Raw genomic sequence first — 22939 nt, forward strand, 5'->3', positions numbered from 1 at the left:
AGGGGCGGGGTGCCGTGCGGTCCGTCAGGCGATGCCGAGCGCGGGGAAGACCACCGCCCGCAGGTAGCGCTCCATGTAGGCGGCGTCGGCGTCCCGGTTCTCGATGAGCTTGCGGGTGCCCAGCGCCCCGATGACGAGGTGGGGGACGAACTCGTTCGCCGGGTTGTCCGGGTCCAGCTCCCCGCGCTCGGCGGCCCGGCCCAGCACGGTGTCGAGCAGCTCCAGGCCGGGCCGGATGTGCAGCTCGTACAGGGCCTGCCACAGTTCGGAGTCCTTGGAGACCGCGTGGGCGAGGCCGTTGAGCAGCGCGGTGTCCTCGCTGGCGTGGGTGACGAACCCGGCGACCATCTGCCGCAGGTCACCGGCCAGGGACCCGGTGTCGACCCCTTCGAGCGGGACCCTGCCCAGGTGGCGCAGCGCGGTGGCCACCAGCTTCGGTTTGCTCTCCCACTGCCGGTACAGGGTCGCCTTGCTGGATTTGGTGCGCGCCGCGATCGCGTCCATGGTCAGCGCCTCGTATCCCTGCTCGCGCACGAGGTCCACCACGGCGGTCAGCAGCTCCTGCTCCCGCTCGGGCGTCAACCGGGTACGGCGCGCCGGTGCGGCCGGGGACTGCTCGGACATGCCCACCCCAAGAGGAACGAGACCGTTTCGTACATCGGAGAGGGTAGGGGGCCGGACAGCGAAACGCAAAAGTATCGATACGTGTCCGTCTCGGACCGGTGCGGCTCCGCACCGGCCGCGGTCACGGTGCCGGGTCCGCGTCCCGCGGGGCGCGCTCCTGCCCGTTCCCCGGGCTGTGCCCCCGCCCGTTCCCCGGGTCGCGCTCCTGCCCGTCCCGCGGGCCGTGCTCCTGCCACTGCGGGGTGGCACGCCCGTCGTCGAAGGAGCGCGCGATCACGGTGTCGGTGGAGGAGTGCGCCAGGATGGAGAGCACGATGGTGACGGCCACCAGGTGGAAGATGAGATCGGCCTCCTCGATCCCCGAGTTCAGCACCAGCAGCCCGTAGACCACGGAGGCGAAGCCCTTGGGGCCGAACCACATGGCGGCGAGCTGTTCGCGCCCGGACAGCCGGGACCGGACGAACGCCAGGGCCAGCGCCACCGGACGGACCACGGCCAGCGCGAGCACCGCGAACAGCCAGCCCTGCCACGAGATGTCGCCGAGGAAGCCGGGGGAGATCAGGGCACCGAAGACGAGCAGGGCCGCCAGTTTGAGCAGCTCCGCCGCCAGTTCGCCGAACTCCTCGAACGCCTTGCGCTGACGGGGTCCGAAGGTCGCCACGGTGACGCCCGCCGCGAACGCGGCCAGGAAGAGGTTGGCGTGCGTGGCCTGCGCCAGCCCCAGCACGACGAGCCCGATGGCCAGCGCGTTGAGCGGTTCGTAGGCGGTCGAGGCCGAGAAGAACCGGCTCTGCTCCAGCTTGATGGCCAGCCAGGGCACCGCGACGCCGATCACGATGCCCAGCGCCAGCTCCAGGGTGAGTTCGTCCAGGTGCAGGTCGCCGGAGCCCTGCGAGACGCCGAGGAAGATGATGACGAAGGGCAGGACGAGTCCGTCGTTGACGCCGGACTCGACGTTGAGGAGCTGCCGCAGCCGTCCCGGTACCCGCTCGTTGCCCACCAGGGCCGCCGCGAAGACGGGGTCGGTCGGGGCCAGGACGGCGCCGAGCAGCAGCGCCTCCGGCCAGGGCAGCCCGATCACGTAGTGCGCCAGCAGGGCCGTGATGCCCAGGGTGAGGGGCAGTCCCCAGCCCAGGGCGCGGCCGGGCAGGCGCCAGGCCGAGCGCAGGTCCCGCCAGCCGACGCGCATCCCGTCGGTGAACAGCACCGCGAACAGGGCCAGTTCCGACAGGGTCGAGACGATCGGCGAGTTCGGGGACAGCTCCAGCACGTCCGTGACGCCGGGTCCCAGGAGGAACCCGGCGACGAGGAAGAGCGCCGCGGTGGACAGGATCGTGCGGTGCGCCAGGCTGGAGACCAGCACGGCGGCCAGCAGCACCACCGCGAAGGCGAGCAGTACGGACGACACTTGGAGGGCCTCCACGCATGAGGATCGGTTGTACGGGCCACCGGCGCTGACGGGGGCCGTCAGCGCGGTGCGGTACCGCCCGGCCCCGCGTGCGGGTCCGAGCGGCGTGGGGGCTCCTACCCCGCGGGCCCGGTCTACGCGCCCCTGTCCCCGTTCCCGTGCCCGCGCACCTCGCCGCCGCGCTCCCGGGCCCGTGCCGTCGCCGGAGTGCGGCGCGTGGTGCAGGAGGGCAGGTCGTCGAACGGCCGGTCGGTGGCGAAGCGCACCAGCAGTTCGGTGAAGAGTTCCGGCCGCTCCAGCGTGAGCATGTGGCCGGTGCTGTGCATGGTGGTGTGGAGGCAGCCGGGCAGGGTGGCGGCCAGCTCCGCCCCGCGGTCCGGGCAGGTGAACCGGTCCAGCACGCCGTACAGGAACATCGTGGGGACCGGGGGCAGCGGGTCCGGCCGGTACAGGGGGTGCAGCAGCAGGCGCTCGGTGTTCTCCACGAACCGCGCCGTCTGCGCCGCGTCCATCCGCTGGAACTGGCGGCGCAGGAGGCGGACGACGGCTCCGCGCCGCCGCACGGTGCCGGTCTCCTCGGCGGAGGCCAGCACCTCGGTCAGCAGCGCGGCGAACGCCTCCTGGTCCCCGCGCCGCAGCAGGGTGACCGTCTGCCGCAGGGTGGCCCGGACGTCCTCGGGCAGCACGTGCGCCGTACTGACCAGCAGCAGGCGGGCGATGCGCCCGGGGCTGCGCTGGGCGAGGCGCAGACCGATGGTGCCGCCGTAGCAGGCGCCCACCAGCGTCACCCGGGCGACGCCCAGCTCGTCCATGGCGTGCCGGACCGCGTCGGCGAGGAAGTCCATGCCGTAGTGGGCGGGCGGGGCGTCCCAGGCGCCCCACCCGGGCAGGTCCACGGCGATCATCGTCGCGTGCCGGGTCACCTCCGGTTCCTGCCGCGCCCAGGAGTACTTGTCCTGCGCGGCGCCGCCGAGCACCAGGACCGGTTCCGTCCGCGCACGGGGCTGGTGCAGCACCCGGCAGTCGTAGCGGTAACCGCCGTACCGCAGCTCGCGCACCTCCTCCCACGGCGGCGGCTCGTCCGGCAGGAAGGGGCGGGGGACGGTGGTGACCGGCGAGGTGCGGACAACGGGACGGGGGTGCACGGACACTCCTGTGGTGCGTGACGGAAGCTGTCTGGCTTTCCCTATCCCGATACGCCGGTCGGCCCTGGCATCGTCACCCGTTCGGGGGCACGGCGCGCCGCCGGACGACCCCGGCGCCCCGTGGGCGGCGCCGCCCCCAGCCGCATGACCGGACGCTCCCGGCCGCGGCGGACGTCACCCTTCCGGGGTCCCGTCAGCCCCCTCGGCCCTGGCGACCCCGTCAGCCCCGTCGGTTTCCCAGCGCAGCAGGTCCCCCGGCTGGCACTCCAGCACCTCGCACAGCGCGGCGAGCGTCGTGAAGCGCACCGCCTTGGCGCGGCCGTTCTTGAGGACGGCGAGGTTGGCGGGCGTGATCCCGACGCGTTCCGCGAGCTGGCCGACCGACATCTTGCGCCGGGCCAGCATCACGTCGATGTCGACGACGATCGGCATCAGATCACCTCCTCCAGCTCGGCGCGCATCCGCGTCGCCTCGACGTCGCGTGCGACGGCCCGGGCGAGGAGCATGCGCAGCACGAGGACGATGAGGGCGACCCCCAGGACCGCCACGACGACCCCGCACACCAGGAGGACGACCCCCGGGACGACGGCCTCGCCCGGGGCCAGCACGACCGCGAGCGCGAACAGCAGCACGGCCGCCGCCACGATCGCGCCGATGACGATGTCCACGTACCGGAAGGCGGCGTGGGAGAACACCGTGCCGTGCCGCACCATCGTCACCAGGCGCCACACGCAGACCAGCACGACCTGGACCGTCACCACTCCCAGGAGGGTGATCCCGAGGAACGCGGTGCGCTGGTGTGTGAAGGCTTCGGCGGCGTCCTCCAGGTCGAGCGCCAGCAGCGGCACCATCACCGTCTGCACGAACACCGAGCCGGCACCCAGCACCACGAGCACGGCGCGCAGTGCGAGCACCGTCAGCTTGCCCATCAGGTCTCCTTCGATCGAGTGACGATGGAAACCTATCGAAACTCGATAGGGCGAGCAAGGGGTGACGGACGCTGCCGGTCCCGGAGGGCTTCCCGGCCGCCGCCCCGCGGAAGGGCTCAGCGGCGCCCGGCGGCGTCCCGCCCGGCGTCGTCGCCTCCCCCCGGCTCCCCGAGCAGCACCACGTCCAGCGTGCGCGGGCCGTGCACTCCTTCGACGCGTTCCAGTTCGATGTCGCTGGTGGCCGAGGGCCCGGAGATCCAGGTGAGGGGCCGCGTCACCACCAGGCGCTCCAGCGCCCGGGGCACCGAGGAGACGACCTGCCCGGGGACCCGGACCACGCAGACGTGGTGGTCGGGGACCAGGGTGATGCGCCTGCGGCCCTGGTCGGGGCTGCCGTCCAGCACGAGGGTGCCGGTCTCGGCGATGGCGACGGCGCAGCCGGTGACGACGCTGTCGGCCTCCTCCAGGTCGCGCGGCGTGCTGTGCGCCTCGTCACGCAGGAGCGTCACCCCGGCCGGGACCCAGCCGCCGGGCAGGCCGGGCGGCACGAGCACCGTGCGGGCGCCCCGCTCCTCCAGCAGCCCGGCCACCGTCGCCGTGAGACCGGCGTCCGTGCAGCGGTGCACCCGGGCCCGGTAGTCCGCGAGGTTCCCGGCGAGCAGCTCGACGGCCTGCTCCGGCCCTAGGGCGCCGTGCTCGCGCAGGTACCCGCGCCGGACGGCCCGTTCGTACGGCGGCGGGGCGTCCGGCACACCGGACAGCGCACGCCGTACCCGGGCCAGGACGACGTCCCTGCCGCCGCTCACCGCGCGTCCTTCCCGCCGCGCGTACGCAGCCACCAGTCACGGAAGGGCTCCGCCGGGACGGCGGGCAGGTCCCGGGCCGCGGTCCAGGCCCGGCCGGGACCCGGCAGGCGCGACGGGTGGAGGCGGCGGGTCCGGGAGGCCAGACGCTGGCCGGTGCGCAGGGCACCGGGGCGGGCGAGGACCCAGCGGGCGGCCCGCATGGCGGCGCGTTCGGCCGCGTGCCCCCGGGCCGGTCTCAGCACGACCCTGGTGCCGGCCCGGGTGGCCGCGCCGCCCTGCACCGTCCGTTCGCGCAGGTGCACCAGGACCTCGGGGATGTCGATGGCCACGGGGCACACCTCGTAGCAGGCGCCGCACAGGCTCGACGCATAGGGCAGCGAGGCGTCGACGGGGTTGTCCGTGCCGCGGAGCTGCGGGCTGAGGATCGCGCCGATGGGGCCGGGGTAGACCGAGCCGTAGGCGTGTCCGCCCGCCCGCTCGTAGACGGGGCACACGTTCAGGCAGGCCGAGCAGCGGATGCAGCGCAGCGCCTGCCGGCCGACCTCGTCGGCGAGGGTGTCGGTGCGGCCGTTGTCGAGGAGGACGAGGTGGAAGGCGCGGGGCCCGTCCTCGTCCGCCGTCCCCGTCCACATGCTGGTGTAGGGGTTCATCCGCTCGGCGGTGGACGAGCGGGGGAGCGTCTGCAAGAAGACCTCCAGGTCCCGTGCGGTGGGCACGACCTTCTCGATGCCGACGACCGAGATCAGGGTCTGTGGCAGCGTCAGGCACATGCGGCCGTTGCCCTCGGACTCCACGACGACCAGCGTGCCGGTCTCGGCGACCATGAAGTTCGCCCCCGAGATGCCCACCTTGGCGTTCAGGAACTTCTCCCGCAGGTGCAGCCGGGCCGCCTCGGCGAGGTCCGCGGGCCGGTCGGACAGCTCCCTCGGCGCCGGCCGGCCCCAGCGGCCCATCTCGGCGCGGAAGAGGTCGCGGATCTCCTCCCGGTTGCGGTGGATCGCGGGCACGAGGATGTGCGAGGGGCGGTCCTCGCCGAGCTGGACGATGAGTTCGGCGAGGTCCGTCTCGTAGGCGTGGACGCCCTCGGCGGCGAGCGCCTCGTTCAGGCCGGTCTCCTGGGTGGCCATCGACTTGACCTTGACGACCTCCGTCTCGCCGGTGGCCCTCACCAGGTCCGCGACGACGCGGTTGGCCTCCGCGGCGTCGGCGGCCCAGTGCACGGTGCCGCCCGCCGCCGTCACCGCCTCCTCCAGCTGGAGCAGGTAGCGGTCGAGGTGCGCCAGCGTGTGGTCCTTGATGCGGCGCCCCGCCTCGCGCAGTTCGGCCCAGTCGGACAGCTCCGCGACCGCCGCGGCGCGCTTGGCGCGGATGGTGTGGGTGGCGTGCCGGAGGTTGCCGCGCAGCGTCGCGTCCCGCATCGCCTCGCGGGCGGCCTCGGGAAACGCCGGCATGCCGACGAAGGTGCCGCTCATCACAGGGCCTCGCCTTCCGTGTGCGCCAGGATCTCGGCGATGTGCACCGCGCGCACCGGTGTGCGCTGCCGGGTCATCGTGCCGGCGAGGTGCATCAGGCAGGAGTTGTCCGCCGCGCACAGGACCTCCGCGCCGGTGGCGGCGGCCTGGCCGGCCTTGTCGGCCCCCATCGAGGCAGAGACGTCCGGGTTCTTCACGGCGAAGGTCCCGCCGAAACCGCAGCACTCCTCCGCGCCCGGAAGTTCGGCCAGTTCCAGCCCCCGCACCGCCTCAAGGAGACGCCGCGGACGGTCGCCGAGGCCCAGGGACCGCAGGCCGTGGCAGGTGGGGTGGTAGGTGACCCGGTGCGGGTAGTACGCCCCGACGTCGATGACGCCCAGCACGTCCACCAGGAACTCGGTCAGTTCGTACGTCGCGGCCACCACCGGCGCGACAGCCCGGGCGAGGGAGCCGCCGCGCCCCTCGGCGCGGGCCCGCTCACCCATGCGCGGGTACATCTCCCTGACCATGGCGGCGCACGAACCGGACGGTGTCACGACCGCCTCGTACCCGTCGAACACCTCGGCGAAGCGGCGGGCCAGCGGCTCGGCCTGGTGGCGGTAGCCGGTGTTGTAGTGCGCCTGGCCGCAGCACGTCTGCGCGGCGGGGAAGTCGACGTCCACGCCCAGCCGGGCAAGGAGCCGGACTACGGCGCGGCCGGTGTCCGGGTACAGCGTGTCGTTGACACAGGTGAGGAAGAGGGCGACACGCATCGCGGCTCCTTAGCTGTTCGGTCGGTGGCTCCGGGCGGACGTGGTCGTCAGTCTCCCCGCCCGCCCGGAGGATCAGGGCCCGGCGACGGCGCGCCGGGCCCCGCCGCCGGTCAGCGCGTGACGCCGCTGACCTCGTTGGGCGCCTGCGGCAGGGTCACCGAGGCGAGCCGCTCCCCGGACTCGACGTCGACGGCGTGCATCTGCCGGGTGGCCGGGTCGGAGACGTAGACCGTGTGGTCGCGGACGAACAGTGCCGGGCGGGGCTGCTGCCACTCCAGCGGCTCGCGCCACTGGTCGATCACCGGGATGGTCCGGGTGACCTCGCCCTCCTCGGGGTCGATGACGTGGATCTTCCCGTCGGTGCCCAGGACGAGCGCCTCACCGTGCGGGCCGCGGGCCAGGGAGCGGAAGGTGTAGCTGGTGCCCAGGTCGACCAGCCGCAGCGTGCCGGTGCGGGTGTCGATCAGGGAGACCTGCTCGGGGCGCTCCAGTTCGGCGTCGGCGTCCTTCTTGTAGTCGCCCAGCACGATGGGGGACTCCTCGGAACCGGCCTGGTTGCCGATCCGGCCGTACGCGGTGGGGCTGTCCACCTTGGTGATGGCGCCGTCCTTGTAGATCAGGACGCCGTCCTCGCAGCCGACAACGACGGCCTCGTCCCTGGCGGTGGCCTCGCCGTGGATGCCGGGGCACTCCTCGCTGCGGGTGATCTCCTCGCGCTCCTCGTCGAGGACGGTGATGCCGACGCGTTCCTCCTCGGTGCCCAGCGTGGTGACCAGGTGCCCGTTGGCGAGTTCGATGGCGACGCCGTGGTGCGCGGAGGGGGACGCGTAGGTGGTGCTCTCCGGCTTCCCGCCGGCCAGGTCCCCGGGGTCGAAGGAGGTGACCTCGCCGGTGCCGTCGGTGAACAGCACCGTGCGGCCGGCGTGGTGCACCACGTGACCGGGCTTGTCGCCCGCGAACTCGATGTCCGTGAGCCGCCCGCCGGCCGCGTCCAGGACGCGGAACCCGGTGGAGGTGGAGACCATCACGTGGCGGTCGTCACCGGCCGGGTTGACCCGGTTGAAGCCCGGCAGGGAGATGTCCTCGGCGACCTCCAGGGTCTCGCCGTCCAGGACGTAGAGGCCGCCGTCGTAGGTGGTGACGACCGGGTCCGCGACAGCGCCGGCCGGGGATGCGGCGTCGGAGCCGGACGTCTCCGCCGCCGGGGTCTCCTTCGTGTCCTGCGCGCCGCACGCGGTGAGCGCGAGGGAGGAGGCCAGGAGGAGGGCGATGCCCGTGGCCTTCGCGGGACGTGCTGTGCTTGTCATGCCGGTGCTCTTTCTCTCGTTCCGTCGCCCGGGTGCGGGGACGGGCGGTGGTGGGGTCAGTCGGTGCCCAGGCCGCCGGCGATCGCCGTGGTGTTGGCCCGCATCATGTCCAGGTAGGTGGGGGCCCCTCCGCCCTGCTCGGTGAGGGACTCGGTGAACAGCGGGACGACCTCGACGTCCAGGCCGCTCTCGCGCCGCAGCACGTGGGCGAGCCGGTCGGGCTGGGAGGAGTCGGCGAAGATCGCGCCGACCTCCGCCTCCCGGACCGCGGTGGCCAGCGAGTCGAGGTCCGAGGCGCTGGGGGAGGCCAGGGTGGTGCCGCTGGGGATCACGGCGCCGATCACGCGGAACCCGAACCGCTGCGCCAGGTACCCGAAGACGTGGTGGTTGGTGACCAGGCTGCGCCGCTCCCCGGGGATCTCGGCGAAGCGCTGCCGCATCCAGGTGGCGAGTTCTCCGACCTCGGCCCCGTACCGCTCGGCGTTCTCGCGCACCGCGTCGGCGTCGACGCCGCCGACGTGCTCGACGACCTGTTCGGCGATGTGGCCGACCGCGTCGCGGACGCGGTGGGGGTCGGTCCAGAAGTGCGGGTCGGGCGCTCCGGCGCTGTCGTCCGAGGCGTAGGGGAGGGGGTCCGCGCCCTCGGCGACGGCGAGGGTGGCGGTGCCCGCCTCCCGGGCGGCGGTCACGTGCCGCAGGACCTTCTCCTCCAGCCCGAGCCCGTTGTAGACCACCAGGTCGGCCTGTTCGAGGCGGGCCGCCTGGGGTGCGGAGATGCCGAAGGAGTGCGGGTCGGCGCCGGCCTCCATCAGCACGGTCACCTCGGCCTCGTCACCGACGATGTTGCGGGTGATGTCGCCGAGGATGTTGGTGGTGACGACCACGCCGGGACGGTCGCCGCCGCCGGGCGAGCAGCCGCCGAGGAGCGGCACGAGGCAGGCCAGCGCGGCGAGGAGGACCGCCGGGAGGCGGCGCCGCGCCACCGGGACACCGGCCCTCATCGCCCGGTCTCCACCATGAGGGCGGGGCTGAGGTCCAGGGCGAAGGTGCGGGCCCGCCGCAGGCCGTCGTTGTAGTCGATCTCGTGGATCTTCCGTGCCGCGACGTCGTTGACGTAGGCGCGGCTGGTGTCGGTCTCGATGACGGCCGAGGCGATCTGCCGGGGGGAGGCCCCTTCCAGCAGAGCGGTCCGCGCGCCGCGTTCCCCGGTGGCCGGATCGTAGGCGCTGAGGGCGCCGTCCTCGGTGAGGACCAGGAGCGGGGTGCCCTCGCCCGCGGTGCCGGCCGCGGCGACGGGGCCCGTCTCCACCCGCGTCCAGGTCCGTTCGGTGACGTCGAGCACCCACACCGCGTCGTCACCGGCCCCGGCCGTGAGGGTGGTGGAGCCGGGCCGGTGGTCGAAGGCGACGGCCCGGTCGCCGGGGGCCACGGCCTGCCCGTAGGGGATCTTCTCGCCGGTGAACGTGCCGTCCTCCTCGGTGACGAGCAGGGCGCCGTCGGAGCAGCCGAAGACGACGCCGCGCCGGGTCACGGCCTCGCCACGCGTCTGCGGGCACCGCTCGTCGACGGAGCCCACCGGTGCGCCCTCGCGGTCGCGCACCTCGACGGTGTCGTGCGCGGCGCCCGTCCCCGCGAGCAGCAGGTGCTCGCGGTAGGGGATGACCGGGCCCGTCCCGGAGCGGCCGGTCAGCGCGCGGCCCCCGCCGGGGGTGCCGTCCTCCAGCGCGGTGCGGTCGAACAGGCGGGCCGTGCCGTCCTCGAAGACGACGGCGGTGAGAGCGGAGTCGCTGTGGACGTGCTGCGGCCGCCCCCCGTCGAACGTCCCGGCGCTGCGGGGCTGCGAGCGGTAGTAGTGCACGTGGTCGCCGTGGTCCGTCGTCCACGCGCCGCCGTCGACGACGTGGGCGCCGGTGCCGGTGTCCAGGTAGGCGAACCGGCCGTCTCCGGTGACGGAGCGCACCCCCGCGGCGCGGCCCACGGGGAACACCTCCTCCGTGACGAGGTCCAGGACGTGCACCGCGCCGGTTGCGGTGTCGGCCAGCACCAGCCGCGGCTGCTGTTCCGCGGCCTCCTCGGCACCCTCGACGTACCCGTGGGGCACGGCGGACGGCGACGGTTGCGCCTGCGGCGACTTCTCGTCGCCGGAGCCGCTTGGGCAGCCGGTCAGCAGCACGGCCGCGGCCAGGGCGGCCGAGAGGGCGGCCGCCGTGTGGGTTCTCGTGGCTCTCATGAGGGGAGTTCCTGCTCCGATCGCGGAGGGGCGGGTGTGCACGGGACGGGGGCGGGGGACGGGGCCGGGGTGGCCGCCGGGGGCGTCGGCCGTGCCTGGCCGGGCCGGTGGTTCCACGCGGCGGCGGCGAGGTGGGAGAGCGCGAACTGCGCGACCGCGACGGCGGCGATCGTCGCCCCGGCGGCGGTGCCCAGGTGCCAGGACGCGAGCAGGCCGAGGAACGTCGCGGCGCAGCCCAGGCAGGCCGCCCCGGCCATGATCGTCGGGATGCGCCGGGCCCAGGGCAGGGCCGCGGCCGGGGGCGCGATCAGCAGGCCGAAGACCAGCAGCGTCCCCACCACGTGGAACGAGGCGACGATGGCCAGCGTCAGCAGGCCCAGCAGCGCGGCGTGGGCGAGGCGGGGACGCAGCCCCAGGGTGTGGGCCTTGCGCTCGTCGAAGGTCAGGGCGACGAACGGCCGGTGACCCACGGCCGAGACGGCCAGGGCGATCCCCAGGGCCACGGCGAGGTTCCTGAGGTCGCTCGCGCGCACCGCGAGCACGTCGCCGAAGAGGAACCCGGTCAGGTCGACGGCGAACGACTGGGAGCGCGAGACGATGATCACGCCGAGGGAGAGCATCCCCACGAAGAGCAGGCCGATGCCCGTGTCGTGCGACAGCCGGGGGGCGCGGCCGAGGGCGGTGACGCCGAGCGCCATGGCGGCGGCGCTCACCGCGGCGCCCGTCAGGAGGTTGCCTCCCAGCAGCGAGGCGGCCGCGACCCCCGGCAGCATGCCGTGCGCCATGGCGTCCCCGAGGAAGGCCATGCCGCGCAGGACCACCCACGTCCCGGCCAGGGCGCAGATCAGCGACACCAGGACGCCGCCCCACAGGGCGCGCTGTACGAAGGCCACCTCAAGGGGGCCCGTCAACCACTCCATGGTGCGTGAACCTATTATGAAAATCGTTTTCAATGCAAAGTCACGGAGGGAACCCCGGATGATCCAGCAGGTGACGCTCGACGACGTGTCGGCCGGATACGCGGGACGACCGGTCCTGGCCGGGGTCAGCGCCCGGATACCGGCGGCGGCCGTCACCGCCGTCGTGGGGCCGAACGGATCGGGCAAGTCCACGCTGCTCGGCGTGCTGGCGGGCGTCCTGCCCGCCATGACCGGAACGGTGCGTCACCGCACCGGCGCCCGCCCCGCCCTCGTGCCGCAGCGCAGCACCGTTCCCGACGCGCTGCCGGTCACGGTGCGCGACACCGTCGCGATGGGACGCTGGGGGAGTCTCGGGCTGTTCCGGCGGATGTCCTCGCGCGAGCGGTCGGTGGCCGACGCCTGCATGGACCGGCTCGGCATCGGCGCCCTGGCGGCACGGCGCATCGGCGAACTCTCCGGCGGCCAGCGGCAGCGCGCCCTGGTGGCCCAGGGACTGGCCCAGGAGGCGGACCTCCTGCTGCTCGACGAGCCCACCACCGGACTCGATCTGGCAGCACAGCACGGCATCACCGACGTGCTCCGGGAGCTGGCCGCCGAGGGCGTCACCGTCGTGTACGTCACCCACGACCCGGCGGCGGCCCGCCGGGCCGGTCACTGCCTGCTGCTGCGGGACGGACGCCTGGTCCAGCAGGGGCCGCCCGGCGCGGTGCTCGCAGGCGGCGCACCCGGCCCGCCCCACTGCTCCGCGCCGTACGGCCTGGCCTGGTAGGCGTCCCCCGAAGCCGGGGCACGGCGGCCGGGGGGCTCCCGGAGGAGGGCGCCCGCGGCCGGGTCAGCGGCGGACGGCGCGCAGCTCCTGGAGTTCGGTCAGGCGGCGGATGACGGAGACGGACAGCGCGATGCCCGGGACGCACAGGAGGTGCAGGAAGGCCGCCCAGTAGCTGACCGCGATCATCCGGTCGAAGTCGATGATCCCGTTGCCGCGGTCGACGGACGCCTCCAGCAGATCGGGCACGAGGAGGGTGACGCAGAGGGCGAGGCTGAGGAGGACGAAGCACGCCCACCACCAGGCGAGCAGCCGGCGTCCGGGCCACCACCGGCTCGTCTGCCAGCCCCGCTGGCCCGGGCCGCCCCGGTCGCGGTCCTGGAGCGAGGCGTACCAGACGTCGAAGGCGATCTTCCCCGGGATGACCAGGTTGGCGAGCGGGATGAACCAGCTCCCCACTGCCATGCCGGGGGAGTACCGGTGCTCACCCGGGGCGAACACCTCCGCGTTGACCCGCACCCGCCAGAACCACGTCAGCGTGAGAACACCCGCCGCGAGGCCCAGGAGCGAGTCCGCCAGGACCACCGTGGCCGCGTTCCGCACGAGTTCGTCGATGTCGGTCCACAGCGCGAAGTCAGCGGTCCGCCAGTCGCCGAGCTCGCCGGCGAAGCCGACGTGCAGCACGGCCGCCACGCACTTGAAGGCCAGGTAGATGCCGTAGACCCAGGAGAGCGCTGTCGCCATCCCCTCCGGGGAGTGCAGCGCCGTCGGCCGCGTGGCCCAGGGCGACGCAGGCGGCACCGGGGCACGGTGCACCGGGGCGTGCGGGGGCCGCGGGGCGGCGGCGGGTTCCGGCCGGACGTAGTGGGGCCGCCCGGGTGCGGACTGCCCGGCGGGCCCGGGACGGACGGCCGGAGGCTCCGGCGCAGGGGCGGGCGGCGGCGCGTGCGGGGGCGCCTGCGGCGCGGACCCCGCGGGCGCGGTGAGCGTCGGCACGTACGGGAGGCCACCGGGCGGCGGGGGCGGCGCGGCGGGCCGGGCCGGGGCGGCGGGCTCACCGGCCCCGCCTCCGCCGCCGTCGCCCGGTCCGCCCGCACCGCCGCCCGCCGGGCGCCACTCGCCCTGCGCGACGGCGCGGCCGGAGATGCGGGCCACCTCGGCCAGGGCGCGCGCGGGCAGCCAGGGCTCCCCGCCGGGCGCCTTGGCGCCGTCGTCCAGCACTGCCGCGTAGGCCGACAGCCGTTCGGCCAGCGCGGGCGCGGGCGGACGTCCGGCGGGCTCCTTGGCCAGGCACTCCGCGACGGTGGCGCGCAGTTCGGCCGGGACCCGGCCGAGGGACGGGTCCTGCTGGACGACGGCGAACATCAACGCGTGCTGGCTGCTGGCGTCCTCCACGGGGAACGGCAGGTCGCCGGTAGCGGCGAACACCAGCACGCCACCCAGCCCGAACACGTCACTGGCCGGGGCCAGGGAGCGGCCCAGCACCTGCTCCGGCGACATGTACCCCGGCGAGCCCACGGACGCCCCCGTGCGGGTCAGCCCACCGCCGGTCGAGGCGTCGACGAGCCGCGCCACCCCGAAGTCGATCAGACGCGGCCCCTCGACGGTGAGCAGGATGTTCGACGGCTTGACGTCCCGGTGCACCAGCCCCGCCGCGTGGACCGCCCCGAGGGCACGGGCGAGCCCCACCGCGAGAGCCCCCGCACTGCGGGCGGGCAGCGGGCCCTGCGTGGCCACCAGCCGTTGCAGGGACACCCCGGGCACGAACTCGGTGGCCACCCACGGCCGCTGCCCGCCGTCCCCCGGCTCCGCGTTCACGACGCGGGCGACGCCCTCGGCGCGGACCATGCCCGCGGTCTGGATCTCCCGCGCGAACCGCGCCCTGAAGCCCGGCTCCTCGGCATAGCCGTGCCGGATGGACTTCAGGGCGACCCGTTCGCCCCCGTCGCCCTCCGCGAGGAACACCGTGCCCATGCCGCCCTCGCCCAGCCGCGCCAGCAGCCGGTACGGCCCTATCCGGACAGGGTCTGCCTGGTCCAGCGGCCACATGCGCGGTCCTCCCCCGTGATCCGTGCCCCCGTGCGCACTCCATGATCGCCCAGGACGCGGGGACAGCCTGCCCGACACCGCCGCACTTGCGCCAGCGCCCCGGCCGGGCCCGCCAGCGCCCCGCCGTCCTCGGTGAGCGCCGCTCAGCCGGTCAGGTGCCGCTCCGCGTAGACGGTGAGGGCGTCACGGACGAACTCGGCGGCGCCCGGAGCGTGCTGCTCGTAGTGGACGCCGAACCGGGGATCGGCGACGTAGAGCCCGGCCAGCCCGATGACGTACGAGCGGCTGACGGGGACCGGGCCGGACAGCCACGCGCAGTGGCGCCGGGCGATGTCCTGCACCTCGTCACCCGCGGGGTCCTGCCCGGCCTGGAAGGCGGCGACGAAGGCCGCGGCGATCGCGGCCTGCTCCTCCTTGAAACCGCGCTTCTCCCCGTCCGTGAGCGACCGCCACCAGCGGTCGCCGTTCACGTAGGCGTCCCGGCCCCACCGCCGGGTGACCTCCTCCTCGTACCGGGTGTGGTCGAATCCGTCCAGCACTTCCTCGGGCATGAGCTGTTCTCCTCGTGTCGTCTTGTCGAGAGTGGTCCGCACCGCGGTGATCTGCCGACCGATGCGCTCGCGCTCCTGCTCCAGCAGCGCCAGGTGCGTCCGCAGGGCGGCGGCGGTCTCCTGCTGCCCCGCGAGGATCTCCGCGATCGCGGACAGCGACAGCCCGAGCTGCCGCAGCAGCAGGATGCGCTGGAGACGCACCAGTTCGTCCTGCCCGTAGTAGCGGTAGCCGTTGGCGCCCACCCGGCTCGGCACCAGCAGCCCCAGCTCGTCGTAGTGCCGCAGCGTCCGGCTCGTGGTGCCGACGCGTCGCGCGATGTCCTGGATCGACCACTCCATGACCCGAACGCTAGAAGTTGCCGCTACGTCAAGGTCAACCCGGATCGCGGGGGAGACGGGGTCCCGGAGGCGCCGGATCAAGAAGGGCCCCGGGCTCATGCGCCACTCGGGCAAAGGGCACACCACGTATCGATCGGTACACGGAGCGGCTGTCCGACGCCGGCGCCCAGCGCATGAGGCAGGCCGAGTGCGGCAGAACAGGGAACCGACGAGGCTCCCGCGCTGTCGAGTCGAGACGATGAGTCCCTTCTCAACGGCACAGGAGCCTCGTGTGTCCCAAGACGCCGGCCCGCTCCCCGCCCAGTGGCCGCCCCGGACGGGCCACAGCCAGTCACTGGCGGTGGACACTTCTCCGTAGCCCGCACGGGGGACGAGCACCAGCCGGTCGGGCAGTCGGGCCTGTCGGCCCGGACCCCGGGCCTGGCCCACTCGGTGAACCTGCGGTGAGCGGTGGCCGCGGACGGACCGGACGACGCTGTGGGCGACTGGCCCGTACCGACGTGCCGGGAAGCGGCGGCCGCCCACCGGGTGGCCGGTGTGACGGCGCGCCGACGCCACGGCGGAGACCGGTGATTCGCACGATGCCGCGGTGCGGGGGCTCCGGCGACACTGCCCGGGCAGTGTCCACCCACACCCCCCTTCCGTACGGAGGTGCACGATGTCCGCCCTGCGCTCGAAGTTGTTGGCCAGAAGTCGCAGACTCTTACCAGGCACGCGCAGAACCGGGGCGCTGTGCGGCACGCTCGTGCTGTCGGCCGTCGCGGCGTTCTTCGTGCCCACCCACGCCACGGCGGCCGAAGGGCCGACCGTCACCACCCGGTACGGGCAGGTGCGCGGGCAGGCGGGACAGACGGCGAACTCCTACCTCGGCATTCCCTACGCCGCGCCGCCGGTCGGTTCGCAGCGGTGGAGGCCGCCGTCCGCGCCTGAGCGCTGGCCCGGTGTCCGGGACGCCACCACGCCGGGTGACCCCTGTATGCAGGCCGTCCGGTCCAGCCCGTGGGGGAACCTCGCCGGGCCCGGCACGCCCAGCGAGGACTGCCTGTACCTGAACGTCCACACGCCCGCGCAGCGGTCCCTCCACAAGCGGCCGGTGATGGTGTGGATCCACGGTGGCGGCTTCACCGTCGGCTCCGGGACGTTCTACGACGGCAGCAACCTGGCGGCACAGGGCGAGGTGGTCAACGTCACCTTCAACTACCGCCTCGGCGCGTTCGGTTACCTGGCCCACCCCGGCCTGGCCGAGGAATCGTGGCAGGGGATGTCCGGCAACTACGGTCTGCTCGACCAGCAGGCCGCCCTGCGCTGGGTGCGGGACAACATCGCGGCGTTCGGCGGCGACCCCGGCAACGTGACCGTCTTCGGTGAATCGGCGGGCGGCGGCAGCGTATGCCAGAACCTGGTCTCGCCCCGTGCGACCGGCCTGTTCCACCGGGCCGTCGCCCAGTCCGGCTGCGGATTCCCGCTGCCCACCCAGGAGTCACAGCAGGACAGGGGCGCGACCTGGGCGCGTTCCCTGGGCTGCGCGGACGTGGCCTGCCTGCGGGCCCGGTCCGCCGACCAGGTGCTCAGCGCCTCGCTGAGCCCCACCGCCCGCTGGACCCCCAACGTCGACGGGAAGGTCCTGCCGCTCCAGGTGACGGACGCGCTGGAGCGCGGCCGGTTCCACCGGGTCCCCGTCCTCCAGGGCACCACCGCCGACGAGGGCCGGCTCACGGTGGCGACCACCTACGACCTGGCCGGCAGGCAACTCACCGCGGCGGAGTACCCGGCCGCCGTCCGGGCGCTCTACGGCGAACGGACCGACGGGATCCTGGCCCGCTACCCCCTGTCGGATTACGGCACACCCGCGGAGGCGCTGGGCGCCGTCCTCACGGACTCCCAGTTCGCCTGCCTCCAGTCGCGGACGGCGAGGCTCATGGCCCCGTACACCCGGTCCTACCAGTACGAGTTCGCCGACCGTCACGCCATGGACTACCTGGACCTGCCGGTCAGCTTCCCGCTCGGCGCCCCGCACGGTTCGGAGATCCGGTACGTGTTCGGCGGCGTCTTCGGCACCCCGGCCCAGAACGCCCTGTCGGACAGGATGCTCGGCTACTGGACCAACTTCGCCAAGACCGGCGTCCCGTACGCGGCGGACGCTCCGCGGTGGAAGCCCTTCCCGACGGTCCAGTCCCTGGCCCCCGGAGCCATCACCGGGATATCGACCTTCCCCCAGGACCACAAGTGCGACCTGTGGAACCGGCCCGCCTTCTGACATCCCCCGACGCCTGACGGCCCGGCGCCCCCGAGAGCCGCGCGCCCGACGCACGGCGAGCGGTGTCCACGGGCGCCGGGACCGTCAGCACTACGCGAAGACGTAAGGCTTTGGCCCGCGTCGGTGTGTCCGGGCCGGGGACCTCGGCGCGGCTGCCGCAGCCGGGCGCTGCTCCGCCAGCAGAACGTGCCGGGGTGCCGGCGTGGGTGAGGAGCCGACGTGGTGGAGCGGAAACGGGTTGCGCTCTGGGCATACGATCAGATTGGGTCCCTGCTCGTGACTGCCTTGAACGATCTCGTACGTCCCGACCGCTACCCGCGCTCCTCCCGCTACGACCCCGCCTGGCTGCTCGGCCTCGACATGGGCCCGAACCCGCTGTGGCTGCTGGAGGACCTGGCCCAGAACCTCGATCTGCGCCCGGGGATGCGGATTCTCGACCTCGGCTCCGGCAAAGGCGCCACGTCGGTGTTCCTTGCCCGTGAGTACGGTGTCCAGGTCGTCGCGGCCGACTTGTGGATCGCCCCCGGGGAGGCGGCGGCTGTCTTCGCCGAGGCGGGTGTCAGCGACCGGGTGGAGGCCGTGCGCGCGGAGGCGCACGCCCTGCCCTTCGAGGAGGAGAGCTTCGACGCCATCGTCAGCGTGGACGCCTTCGAGTACTTCGGCACGGCGGACAGCTACCTGCCCTACCTGCTGCGGTATCTCCGCCCCGGCGGGCAGCTGGGCATGGCCACTCCCGCCATGACACGGGAGATACGAGAGCTGGGGACGATCCCGCCCCACATCAGGAAGGTGGTCGGCTGGGAGGCGGCCGCCTGGCACACGGCGGAGTGGTGGCGCTTCCACTGGGAGATCACCGAGTTGGTGAAGGTCACCTCCGCGCGGTTGCAGCAGGACGCCTGGCAGGACTGGCTGCTGTGGGCCCGGGCGGGCGCGGAGCACCATCCGGGCGGCCGGAGCGCGAACCAGCCGGTCATCGAGATGCTCACCGCGGACGGCGGAGCGTTCCTCTCCTTCGCCCTGGTCACCGCGCACAAGAACTGAGCAGTCGCCATGGCGCGGACCTGCCCAGCGTCACTGTCCCCGGGACACGAGTGTGCGGAACCCGGGCCCAGGCTGGGCCGCCCGGTTCCGGTACACCGTCACCCGCCGGCCGCGGACCTGCTCGTCGGCCACCACCGTGAAGTGCTCGTTCAGGACGGAGAGCTTCACCTTCCCGCTCGGCCGAGACGGGCGTTGCCGCCTCCGTCGCGTCGGTGACCAGGAGTACGTCCCGTCGGGCCGGCATCGCGGTCCCTATCCGAGCCGGGCTCGCCCCCACCCCCTTGAGCGTCCCGCGTCCCGGAAGCCTCCGGGCTCCTTGCCAGGGGCGTCCCTGGACGCCCCGGCGTGCGGCGGCGTCGTCGCGCGCCCTGAGAGGACGGCAGCCGGGGGAGCGGCGCGCTGCCCCGGCAGCCGGGCTCAGGCGGGTCTGCGGGCCTCGATGAGGAACCGGGTGGTGCGGGCGGTGAACGGGCCGTCGTCCTGGATGCGCTCGTGCAGTTGCCGCAGCCGGTCGCGGTACTGGCCGACGGTGAAGTCCGGCACCATCCAGACCACCTTGCGCAGGAAGTAGACCACGGCGCCGACGTCGAAGAACTCCGTGCGCAGCGTCTCCAGGCGCACATCGGTGACCTCCAGCCCGGCCGCCTCGGCCGCCAGGCGGGCGTCGTCGGGGTGGCGTTGGCGGCGCGCCTCCCGCGGCTGCGGCCCGCGGAAGTACTCGACCAGTTCGAAGACGCTGGCCGGACCGACCTGCTGGGAGAAGTACGTGCCTCCCGGCCGGAGCACCCGGGCGGTCTCCTCCCACCAGACGGTCACCGGGTGGCGGCTGACCACCAGGTCGAACGCCCCGTCGGCGAACGGCAGCGGCGGCTCGTCCGCGGCGGCGACGACCACCGCTCCCCGTGGGCGCAGCAGCCGGGTGGCCCTGGCCACGTTGGGCGGCCAGGACTCCGTGGCCGCCACCAGCGGCGGCAGTACCGGTACCCCTGCGAGGACCTCCCCGCCGCCGGTCTGGACGTCCAGCGCGGCCGAGGCCCGTGCCATCCGCTCACCCATCATGCGCTGGTAGCCCCACGACGGGCGCTCCTCGCTGGCCCGTCCCCGCAGCCAGGAGAAGTCCCAGCCCTCGACCGGGGCCGACTCCGCCTCCGCGACCAGTTCTTCAAACGTGCGTGCCATATCCGTATCGTCCCAGCCGGTGCGGGCGCCTCGCCTCCGGATAAACCGGTCAGGGTTCCGGGACGGGGGCACAGGAGGCGGTCGGCGGGAGGTGGTCGGCGAGGAAGACGGTCTGGGCGGTCATGCGGTAGCCGGACATCCGCTCGCGGAACGCCTCGATGGACTCCTCCGGGTGGACGGAGTCGATGACCGCGTGCGGGCCGACCGCGTTGAACTGGTGGCTCACGCCGCGCGGTATCTGCATGTCGACGAAGGAACACGGCGGCACCACCAGGTTGTAGCGCACCCGCTCCACGCCCTCCGGCGCGTCCGGCAGCGCGTCCTCGAAGGTCCGGGGCCGGAACGGGGTCACCCCGGCCACCTCCGTGACCGTGAACGGCGACAGGCTGCCGACCCGTATCCGGGTGTGGGGGCCGGTCATCATCCGCACGAACCGCAGCCCGGTGTGCAGGTGCATCCGCGAGCACAGTCCGCGCTCCTCCACGTCGTAGAAGTCCATCAGGTAGCGGTCGGCGACGAAGCCGTCGAAGGGCTTCTCGACCATGTAGACCTCCCCCTCCTCGAACGTCTGGGAGCGGACGACGCCGTCCGCGTCCGGGGCGGTGGCCTCGGCGCTGCGGCGGGCGGCGGCGACCACCGCGGCGAAGGACTCCACGACCACCAGGGCGACCGGCGGCGGGAGCTGGAGGACGGGCGTGACGACGTTGCGCGCCGGATCGCGGTGGGCGGCGAGGTCGTGGACCTCGTTCACCGCGTCGGCGTCGCGCTTGAGCCGCCCGGCGGCCGGGGGCGGGGCGGGTGCGTCGGAGTGTCCGGTCACGGTCATCGGAGGCGTCCTCCTGGAGCGGTGGCGGGTGTACGGCAGCCGGTGCCGACGTATTCTGCGCGGAGCGGGAACCACCAGGGTGACGGCAGGCGTCGGACCTGGCGGAGGCGGGTCGGCGGTGCCGGCCCACCGGTCGTGTGCCGAGGGTGCCCCGCCGGGGGCGGGCCCGGCGCTCGGACGTGCGGGGGTGCGGGGGTGGGACGGATGGGCGGACCGGTTTGGTGGAACGCTGCGGGGGGCGCCCGGTGATCTGCCCGCACTGCGACACGAGCCTGCTGCACCGTGAGCGCACCAACCGCCGCTGCGGGCGGTGCGCCAGACGCTTCGCGCTGGAGCCCAAGGAGAACGGTCTGCGGCTGCACGACAACCGGGCGCACCGGCTGGTCGAGCGGCTCGGAGACGGCGGCCGGGTCCGCTACACACCGGCGCAGTTCTGGTACGCGGCCGGGCGGGGCCGGCTGCCGGCACCGGGCGAGGGGTTCGTGGGGTGCGCCGTCGTCCTGGTCGTCGTGCTGTGCGGTGCGGTGGCGGGGGCACGCGCGGTGTTCGACCTGCACGGGACGCGCATCGCCCCGGTGATCGGGTCGGCCCTGGCGCTGTTCCTGCTGCTCCTCCTCCTGCGGTGGCGCTCCTCGCGGCGTGCGAGCCGGCTGGCGGCCATCCGGATGCCGATGGAACTGACCGCGCTCGAGACCGAGCTGGCGGAGCACTGGGTGGCGGCCTACGGGGCGCCGCCGCCGGGGATGGTGACCGGCGAGCTGCCCGCCGGAGCCTGGCGGGGGGCCGGGCCCCCGGTCGCGGCGGTGCTCTGCCCCGACCCGTCGGTGCTGACCTGCCTGGCCGCCAACGGCCTGCCGCAGCGGCTCGCGGTGCGGCTGCACACCGCACCGGAGCAGATACCGGACGGGCTTCCCACGGTGGTGCTGCACGACGCGAGCCCGTCGGGCGTGCTGTTCGCCGCCGAGGCGCGCCGGGTGCTGGGTCCGCGTGCGGTGGTGGCCGGTCTGGCCCCGCGCACGGTGCTGCCCGCCCCGGGCCCGCCGGACCAGGCGGGCGGGCCCGCCGCCTGGAGGGGACCGGCGCCCGAGGAGGACACCGGGCCGGGGCGGGGGCTGCGGCTGCGTGAGGCTCCGCCGGCGGCCGAGGAGATCGCCCGGCTGCGGGAGGCCGAACGGCGCCTGACCGAAGCGGAGGTGGCCTGGCTCGCGGCGGGCTGGTGGTTCCCGCTGGCGGCGGTGCGCCCCGCCGTGCTGCTGGAGGTGGTGGAGGCCGGGGTGCGGCGGGCACGCGAGCGGGTCGACCCGGACCGCCACGCCGCTCGCGCGGTCGGCTTCCTGACCCGGCCGGCCGGCGGGGGAGCGGCGGGACCGCCGGACGGGCCCGGCCCGTCCGCGGACCGGCCGGGCCAGGAGCGGCGATGACGGTCCGGGGCGGAGGTACGGGCCCGGTCCCCGCACCGGGCAAAGGCCCGCCCGGGGGCCGGGACCGGATGCTGCACGCGGCCCTGGCCCGCGCGGTGGTACGAGCCGGGCAGCCGGGCGGTATCCGGTTCACCGAACGGCAGTTGTACTACGCGCTGTGCCGCGTGCTGCACCCGCTGCACCGGGCGCCGCGCCGCCTGCCGTTCACCCTGGCACCGCCGGTGGCGTACTCCCGCTTCCGCGCCGCCCTGGACGCGTACGGCCCCGGCCCGCACGGCCCGGCGGACCGGCTGCCCGGACTCCTGGCGCCCGAACCCGTGGTACGGCACCCGGCGGGCCGCCACACCCCGGAGGCGGACCTGTTCGACTACGGTCTGCCCCGGCTGCTGGTCTGCCAGTCGGACGCGGTCGCGCACATGCTGCGCGCCAACGCCCTCCCGATGGAGTCCGCCTGCCCGGTCCACGGTGCGGGGGAGCTTCCGCTCGACCCCGCGGTGCTGCGCATGCTCGGCCTCGCCGGGCGGGCCACCGTGTACCTGCTGCACGACGCCTCCCCGGCCGGGCTCGCCTTCGCGGCCCGCTTCACCGCCGCCACACCACTCCCGTCCGGCGTACGGACCGTGGCGCTCGGGCTGCGGCCCCGGCAGGCCGCCGCACTGCACCTCACCCACGGCCGCCCGGAGCACCGCCCGGGCGCGTACCGCATCCCGCCGGGCGCCGCGCCGGCGCTGACGAGGCGGGAGCACGCCTGGCTGTGTGGCGGACGGTTCGCGGAGGTCGAGGCGGTGCCTCCGGCGGTGCTGCTGCGGACCGTCCACCGGATGGTGCGCGGCATCCGTGCTCCGCGCCCGGCCCGCCGGCGGCTGCGCGGCGTACGGGAGACGGGGTTCCTGAGCAGGCCGGCCGAGTGAACGAGG

At 74.3% G+C, this 22939-nt stretch carries 21 protein-coding genes; 5 read left to right on the forward strand and 16 right to left on the reverse strand.

Translation table 11 applies throughout. The features are described 5' to 3' along the window. Positions 1 to 24 precede the first annotated feature (24 nt). The 12 genes from V1J52_RS02970 to aztB all read right to left on the reverse strand — a co-directional run bounded on the left by V1J52_RS02970 (position 25) and on the right by aztB (position 11593). Positions 25 to 624, reverse strand: a complete 600-nt coding sequence (locus V1J52_RS02970; RefSeq protein WP_330137935.1) for a TetR/AcrR family transcriptional regulator — start codon at positions 622 to 624, stop codon at positions 25 to 27. A gap of 121 nt (positions 625 to 745) precedes the next feature. Further along, the gene (locus V1J52_RS02975; protein ID WP_330137936.1) at positions 746 to 2032 is read right to left on the reverse strand and encodes a cation:proton antiporter; all 1287 of its coding nucleotides are present in this window, start codon (positions 2030 to 2032) and stop codon (positions 746 to 748) included. A gap of 134 nt (positions 2033 to 2166) precedes the next feature. Next, a complete protein-coding gene (locus V1J52_RS02980) occupies positions 2167 to 3177 on the reverse strand; it encodes an alpha/beta fold hydrolase (protein WP_330137937.1) in 1011 nt (336 codons plus the stop codon). 174 nt (positions 3178 to 3351) lie between these two features. Then, on the reverse strand, positions 3352 to 3609 hold the full coding sequence (locus tag V1J52_RS02985) for a helix-turn-helix domain-containing protein (RefSeq protein WP_330137938.1): 258 nt from the start codon (positions 3607 to 3609) through the stop codon (positions 3352 to 3354). Beyond that, positions 3609 to 4106 carry a DUF2975 domain-containing protein gene (locus V1J52_RS02990; protein WP_330137939.1) on the reverse strand — a complete coding sequence of 166 codons (498 nt, stop codon included), beginning with the start codon at positions 4104 to 4106 and terminating at the stop codon, positions 3609 to 3611. The genes V1J52_RS02985 and V1J52_RS02990 overlap by 1 nt, the downstream gene beginning before the upstream one ends. Before the next feature lie 116 nt (positions 4107 to 4222). After that, entirely contained in the window at positions 4223 to 4912 is a 690-nt protein-coding gene (locus V1J52_RS02995) for a LutC/YkgG family protein (protein ID WP_330137940.1), read from the reverse strand. Beyond that, positions 4909 to 6384 (reverse strand): lactate utilization protein B, encoded by a 1476-nt coding sequence (locus V1J52_RS03000; protein WP_330137941.1) that lies wholly within the window; start codon positions 6382 to 6384, stop codon positions 4909 to 4911. The genes V1J52_RS02995 and V1J52_RS03000 overlap by 4 nt, the downstream gene beginning before the upstream one ends. Next, a complete protein-coding gene (locus V1J52_RS03005; RefSeq protein WP_330137942.1) occupies positions 6384 to 7136 on the reverse strand; it encodes a (Fe-S)-binding protein in 753 nt (250 codons plus the stop codon). Before V1J52_RS03005 ends, V1J52_RS03000 begins: the two co-directional genes overlap by 1 nt. A gap of 110 nt (positions 7137 to 7246) precedes the next feature. Then, on the reverse strand, positions 7247 to 8443 hold the full coding sequence (aztD, locus tag V1J52_RS03010; RefSeq protein ID WP_330137943.1) for a zinc metallochaperone AztD: 1197 nt from the start codon (positions 8441 to 8443) through the stop codon (positions 7247 to 7249). Positions 8444 to 8499: 56 nt separating this feature from the next. Then, positions 8500 to 9444 (reverse strand): zinc ABC transporter substrate-binding protein AztC, encoded by a 945-nt coding sequence (gene aztC / locus V1J52_RS03015; RefSeq protein ID WP_330137944.1) that lies wholly within the window; start codon positions 9442 to 9444, stop codon positions 8500 to 8502. Then, positions 9441 to 10673 carry a hypothetical protein gene (locus V1J52_RS03020; RefSeq protein ID WP_330137945.1) on the reverse strand — a complete coding sequence of 411 codons (1233 nt, stop codon included), beginning with the start codon at positions 10671 to 10673 and terminating at the stop codon, positions 9441 to 9443. Before V1J52_RS03020 ends, aztC begins: the two co-directional genes overlap by 4 nt. Then, on the reverse strand, positions 10670 to 11593 hold the full coding sequence (aztB, locus tag V1J52_RS03025) for a zinc ABC transporter permease AztB (protein WP_330137946.1): 924 nt from the start codon (positions 11591 to 11593) through the stop codon (positions 10670 to 10672). Before aztB ends, V1J52_RS03020 begins: the two co-directional genes overlap by 4 nt. A 58-nt stretch (positions 11594 to 11651) precedes the next feature. Between aztB and aztA the strand changes: the two genes are divergently transcribed. After that, complete coding sequence (gene aztA / locus V1J52_RS03030) at positions 11652 to 12362, forward strand: zinc ABC transporter ATP-binding protein AztA (protein ID WP_330137947.1); 711 nt, start codon at positions 11652 to 11654, stop codon at positions 12360 to 12362. 63 nt (positions 12363 to 12425) lie between these two features. On the opposite strand, the gene V1J52_RS03035 is transcribed toward aztA, so the two are convergent. Next, positions 12426 to 14408: a protein kinase domain-containing protein gene (locus tag V1J52_RS03035; RefSeq protein ID WP_330137948.1), complete on the reverse strand. Its 1983-nt coding sequence runs from the start codon at positions 14406 to 14408 to the stop codon at positions 12426 to 12428. 143 nt (positions 14409 to 14551) lie between these two features. Next, positions 14552 to 15298, reverse strand: coding sequence for a MerR family transcriptional regulator (locus V1J52_RS03040; RefSeq protein ID WP_330137949.1), 747 nt, complete (start codon positions 15296 to 15298; stop codon positions 14552 to 14554). A 658-nt stretch (positions 15299 to 15956) separates the two neighbouring features. Between V1J52_RS03040 and V1J52_RS03045 the strand changes: the two genes are divergently transcribed. Both V1J52_RS03045 and V1J52_RS03050 read left to right on the forward strand, forming a co-directional pair. Next, the gene (locus tag V1J52_RS03045) at positions 15957 to 17555 is read left to right on the forward strand and encodes a carboxylesterase/lipase family protein (RefSeq protein ID WP_330137950.1); all 1599 of its coding nucleotides are present in this window, start codon (positions 15957 to 15959) and stop codon (positions 17553 to 17555) included. 276 nt (positions 17556 to 17831) lie between these two features. Beyond that, positions 17832 to 18596, forward strand: coding sequence for an SAM-dependent methyltransferase (locus V1J52_RS03050; RefSeq protein WP_330137951.1), 765 nt, complete (start codon positions 17832 to 17834; stop codon positions 18594 to 18596). A 417-nt stretch (positions 18597 to 19013) separates the two neighbouring features. On the opposite strand, the gene V1J52_RS03055 is transcribed toward V1J52_RS03050, so the two are convergent. Then, positions 19014 to 19775: a class I SAM-dependent methyltransferase gene (locus V1J52_RS03055; RefSeq protein ID WP_330137952.1), complete on the reverse strand. Its 762-nt coding sequence runs from the start codon at positions 19773 to 19775 to the stop codon at positions 19014 to 19016. 49 nt (positions 19776 to 19824) lie between these two features. Continuing rightward, positions 19825 to 20601: a hypothetical protein gene (locus V1J52_RS03060; RefSeq protein ID WP_330137953.1), complete on the reverse strand. Its 777-nt coding sequence runs from the start codon at positions 20599 to 20601 to the stop codon at positions 19825 to 19827. A 245-nt stretch (positions 20602 to 20846) separates the two neighbouring features. Between V1J52_RS03060 and V1J52_RS03065 the strand changes: the two genes are divergently transcribed. Together V1J52_RS03065 and V1J52_RS03070 are read left to right on the forward strand one after the other, a co-directional pair. Continuing rightward, on the forward strand, positions 20847 to 22022 hold the full coding sequence (locus V1J52_RS03065) for a hypothetical protein (protein ID WP_330137954.1): 1176 nt from the start codon (positions 20847 to 20849) through the stop codon (positions 22020 to 22022). Next, on the forward strand, positions 22019 to 22933 hold the full coding sequence (locus tag V1J52_RS03070) for a hypothetical protein (protein WP_330137955.1): 915 nt from the start codon (positions 22019 to 22021) through the stop codon (positions 22931 to 22933). Before V1J52_RS03065 ends, V1J52_RS03070 begins: the two co-directional genes overlap by 4 nt. The last annotated feature ends 6 nt before the right edge of the window (positions 22934 to 22939 follow it).

The organism is Streptomyces solitudinis (assembly GCF_036323765.1).
GTDB lineage: Bacteria > Actinomycetota > Actinomycetes > Streptomycetales > Streptomycetaceae > Streptomyces.

What these genes read in the sequence shown, in the direction of transcription:
- V1J52_RS02990 (WP_330137939.1), bottom strand. Translation starts at nt 4,106, where the DNA reads ATGGGCAAGCTGACGGTGCTCGCACTGCGCGCCGTGCTCGTGGTGCTG.
- aztA (WP_330137947.1), top strand. Translation starts at nt 11,652, where the DNA reads ATGATCCAGCAGGTGACGCTCGACGACGTGTCGGCCGGATACGCGGGA.
- aztB (WP_330137946.1), bottom strand. Translation starts at nt 11,593, where the DNA reads ATGGAGTGGTTGACGGGCCCCCTTGAGGTGGCCTTCGTACAGCGCGCC.
- V1J52_RS03055 (WP_330137952.1), bottom strand. Translation starts at nt 19,775, where the DNA reads ATGGCACGCACGTTTGAAGAACTGGTCGCGGAGGCGGAGTCGGCCCCG.
- V1J52_RS02985 (WP_330137938.1), bottom strand. Translation starts at nt 3,609, where the DNA reads ATGCCGATCGTCGTCGACATCGACGTGATGCTGGCCCGGCGCAAGATG.
- aztC (WP_330137944.1), bottom strand. Translation starts at nt 9,444, where the DNA reads ATGAGGGCCGGTGTCCCGGTGGCGCGGCGCCGCCTCCCGGCGGTCCTC.
- V1J52_RS03060 (WP_330137953.1), bottom strand. Translation starts at nt 20,601, where the DNA reads ATGACCGTGACCGGACACTCCGACGCACCCGCCCCGCCCCCGGCCGCC.
- V1J52_RS03005 (WP_330137942.1), bottom strand. Translation starts at nt 7,136, where the DNA reads ATGCGTGTCGCCCTCTTCCTCACCTGTGTCAACGACACGCTGTACCCG.
- V1J52_RS02970 (WP_330137935.1), bottom strand. Translation starts at nt 624, where the DNA reads ATGTCCGAGCAGTCCCCGGCCGCACCGGCGCGCCGTACCCGGTTGACG.
- V1J52_RS03020 (WP_330137945.1), bottom strand. Translation starts at nt 10,673, where the DNA reads ATGAGAGCCACGAGAACCCACACGGCGGCCGCCCTCTCGGCCGCCCTG.
- V1J52_RS03035 (WP_330137948.1), bottom strand. Translation starts at nt 14,408, where the DNA reads ATGTGGCCGCTGGACCAGGCAGACCCTGTCCGGATAGGGCCGTACCGG.
- V1J52_RS03000 (WP_330137941.1), bottom strand. Translation starts at nt 6,384, where the DNA reads ATGAGCGGCACCTTCGTCGGCATGCCGGCGTTTCCCGAGGCCGCCCGC.
- V1J52_RS03040 (WP_330137949.1), bottom strand. Translation starts at nt 15,298, where the DNA reads ATGGAGTGGTCGATCCAGGACATCGCGCGACGCGTCGGCACCACGAGC.
- V1J52_RS03070 (WP_330137955.1), top strand. Translation starts at nt 22,019, where the DNA reads ATGACGGTCCGGGGCGGAGGTACGGGCCCGGTCCCCGCACCGGGCAAA.
- aztD (WP_330137943.1), bottom strand. Translation starts at nt 8,443, where the DNA reads ATGACAAGCACAGCACGTCCCGCGAAGGCCACGGGCATCGCCCTCCTC.
- V1J52_RS03045 (WP_330137950.1), top strand. Translation starts at nt 15,957, where the DNA reads ATGTCCGCCCTGCGCTCGAAGTTGTTGGCCAGAAGTCGCAGACTCTTA.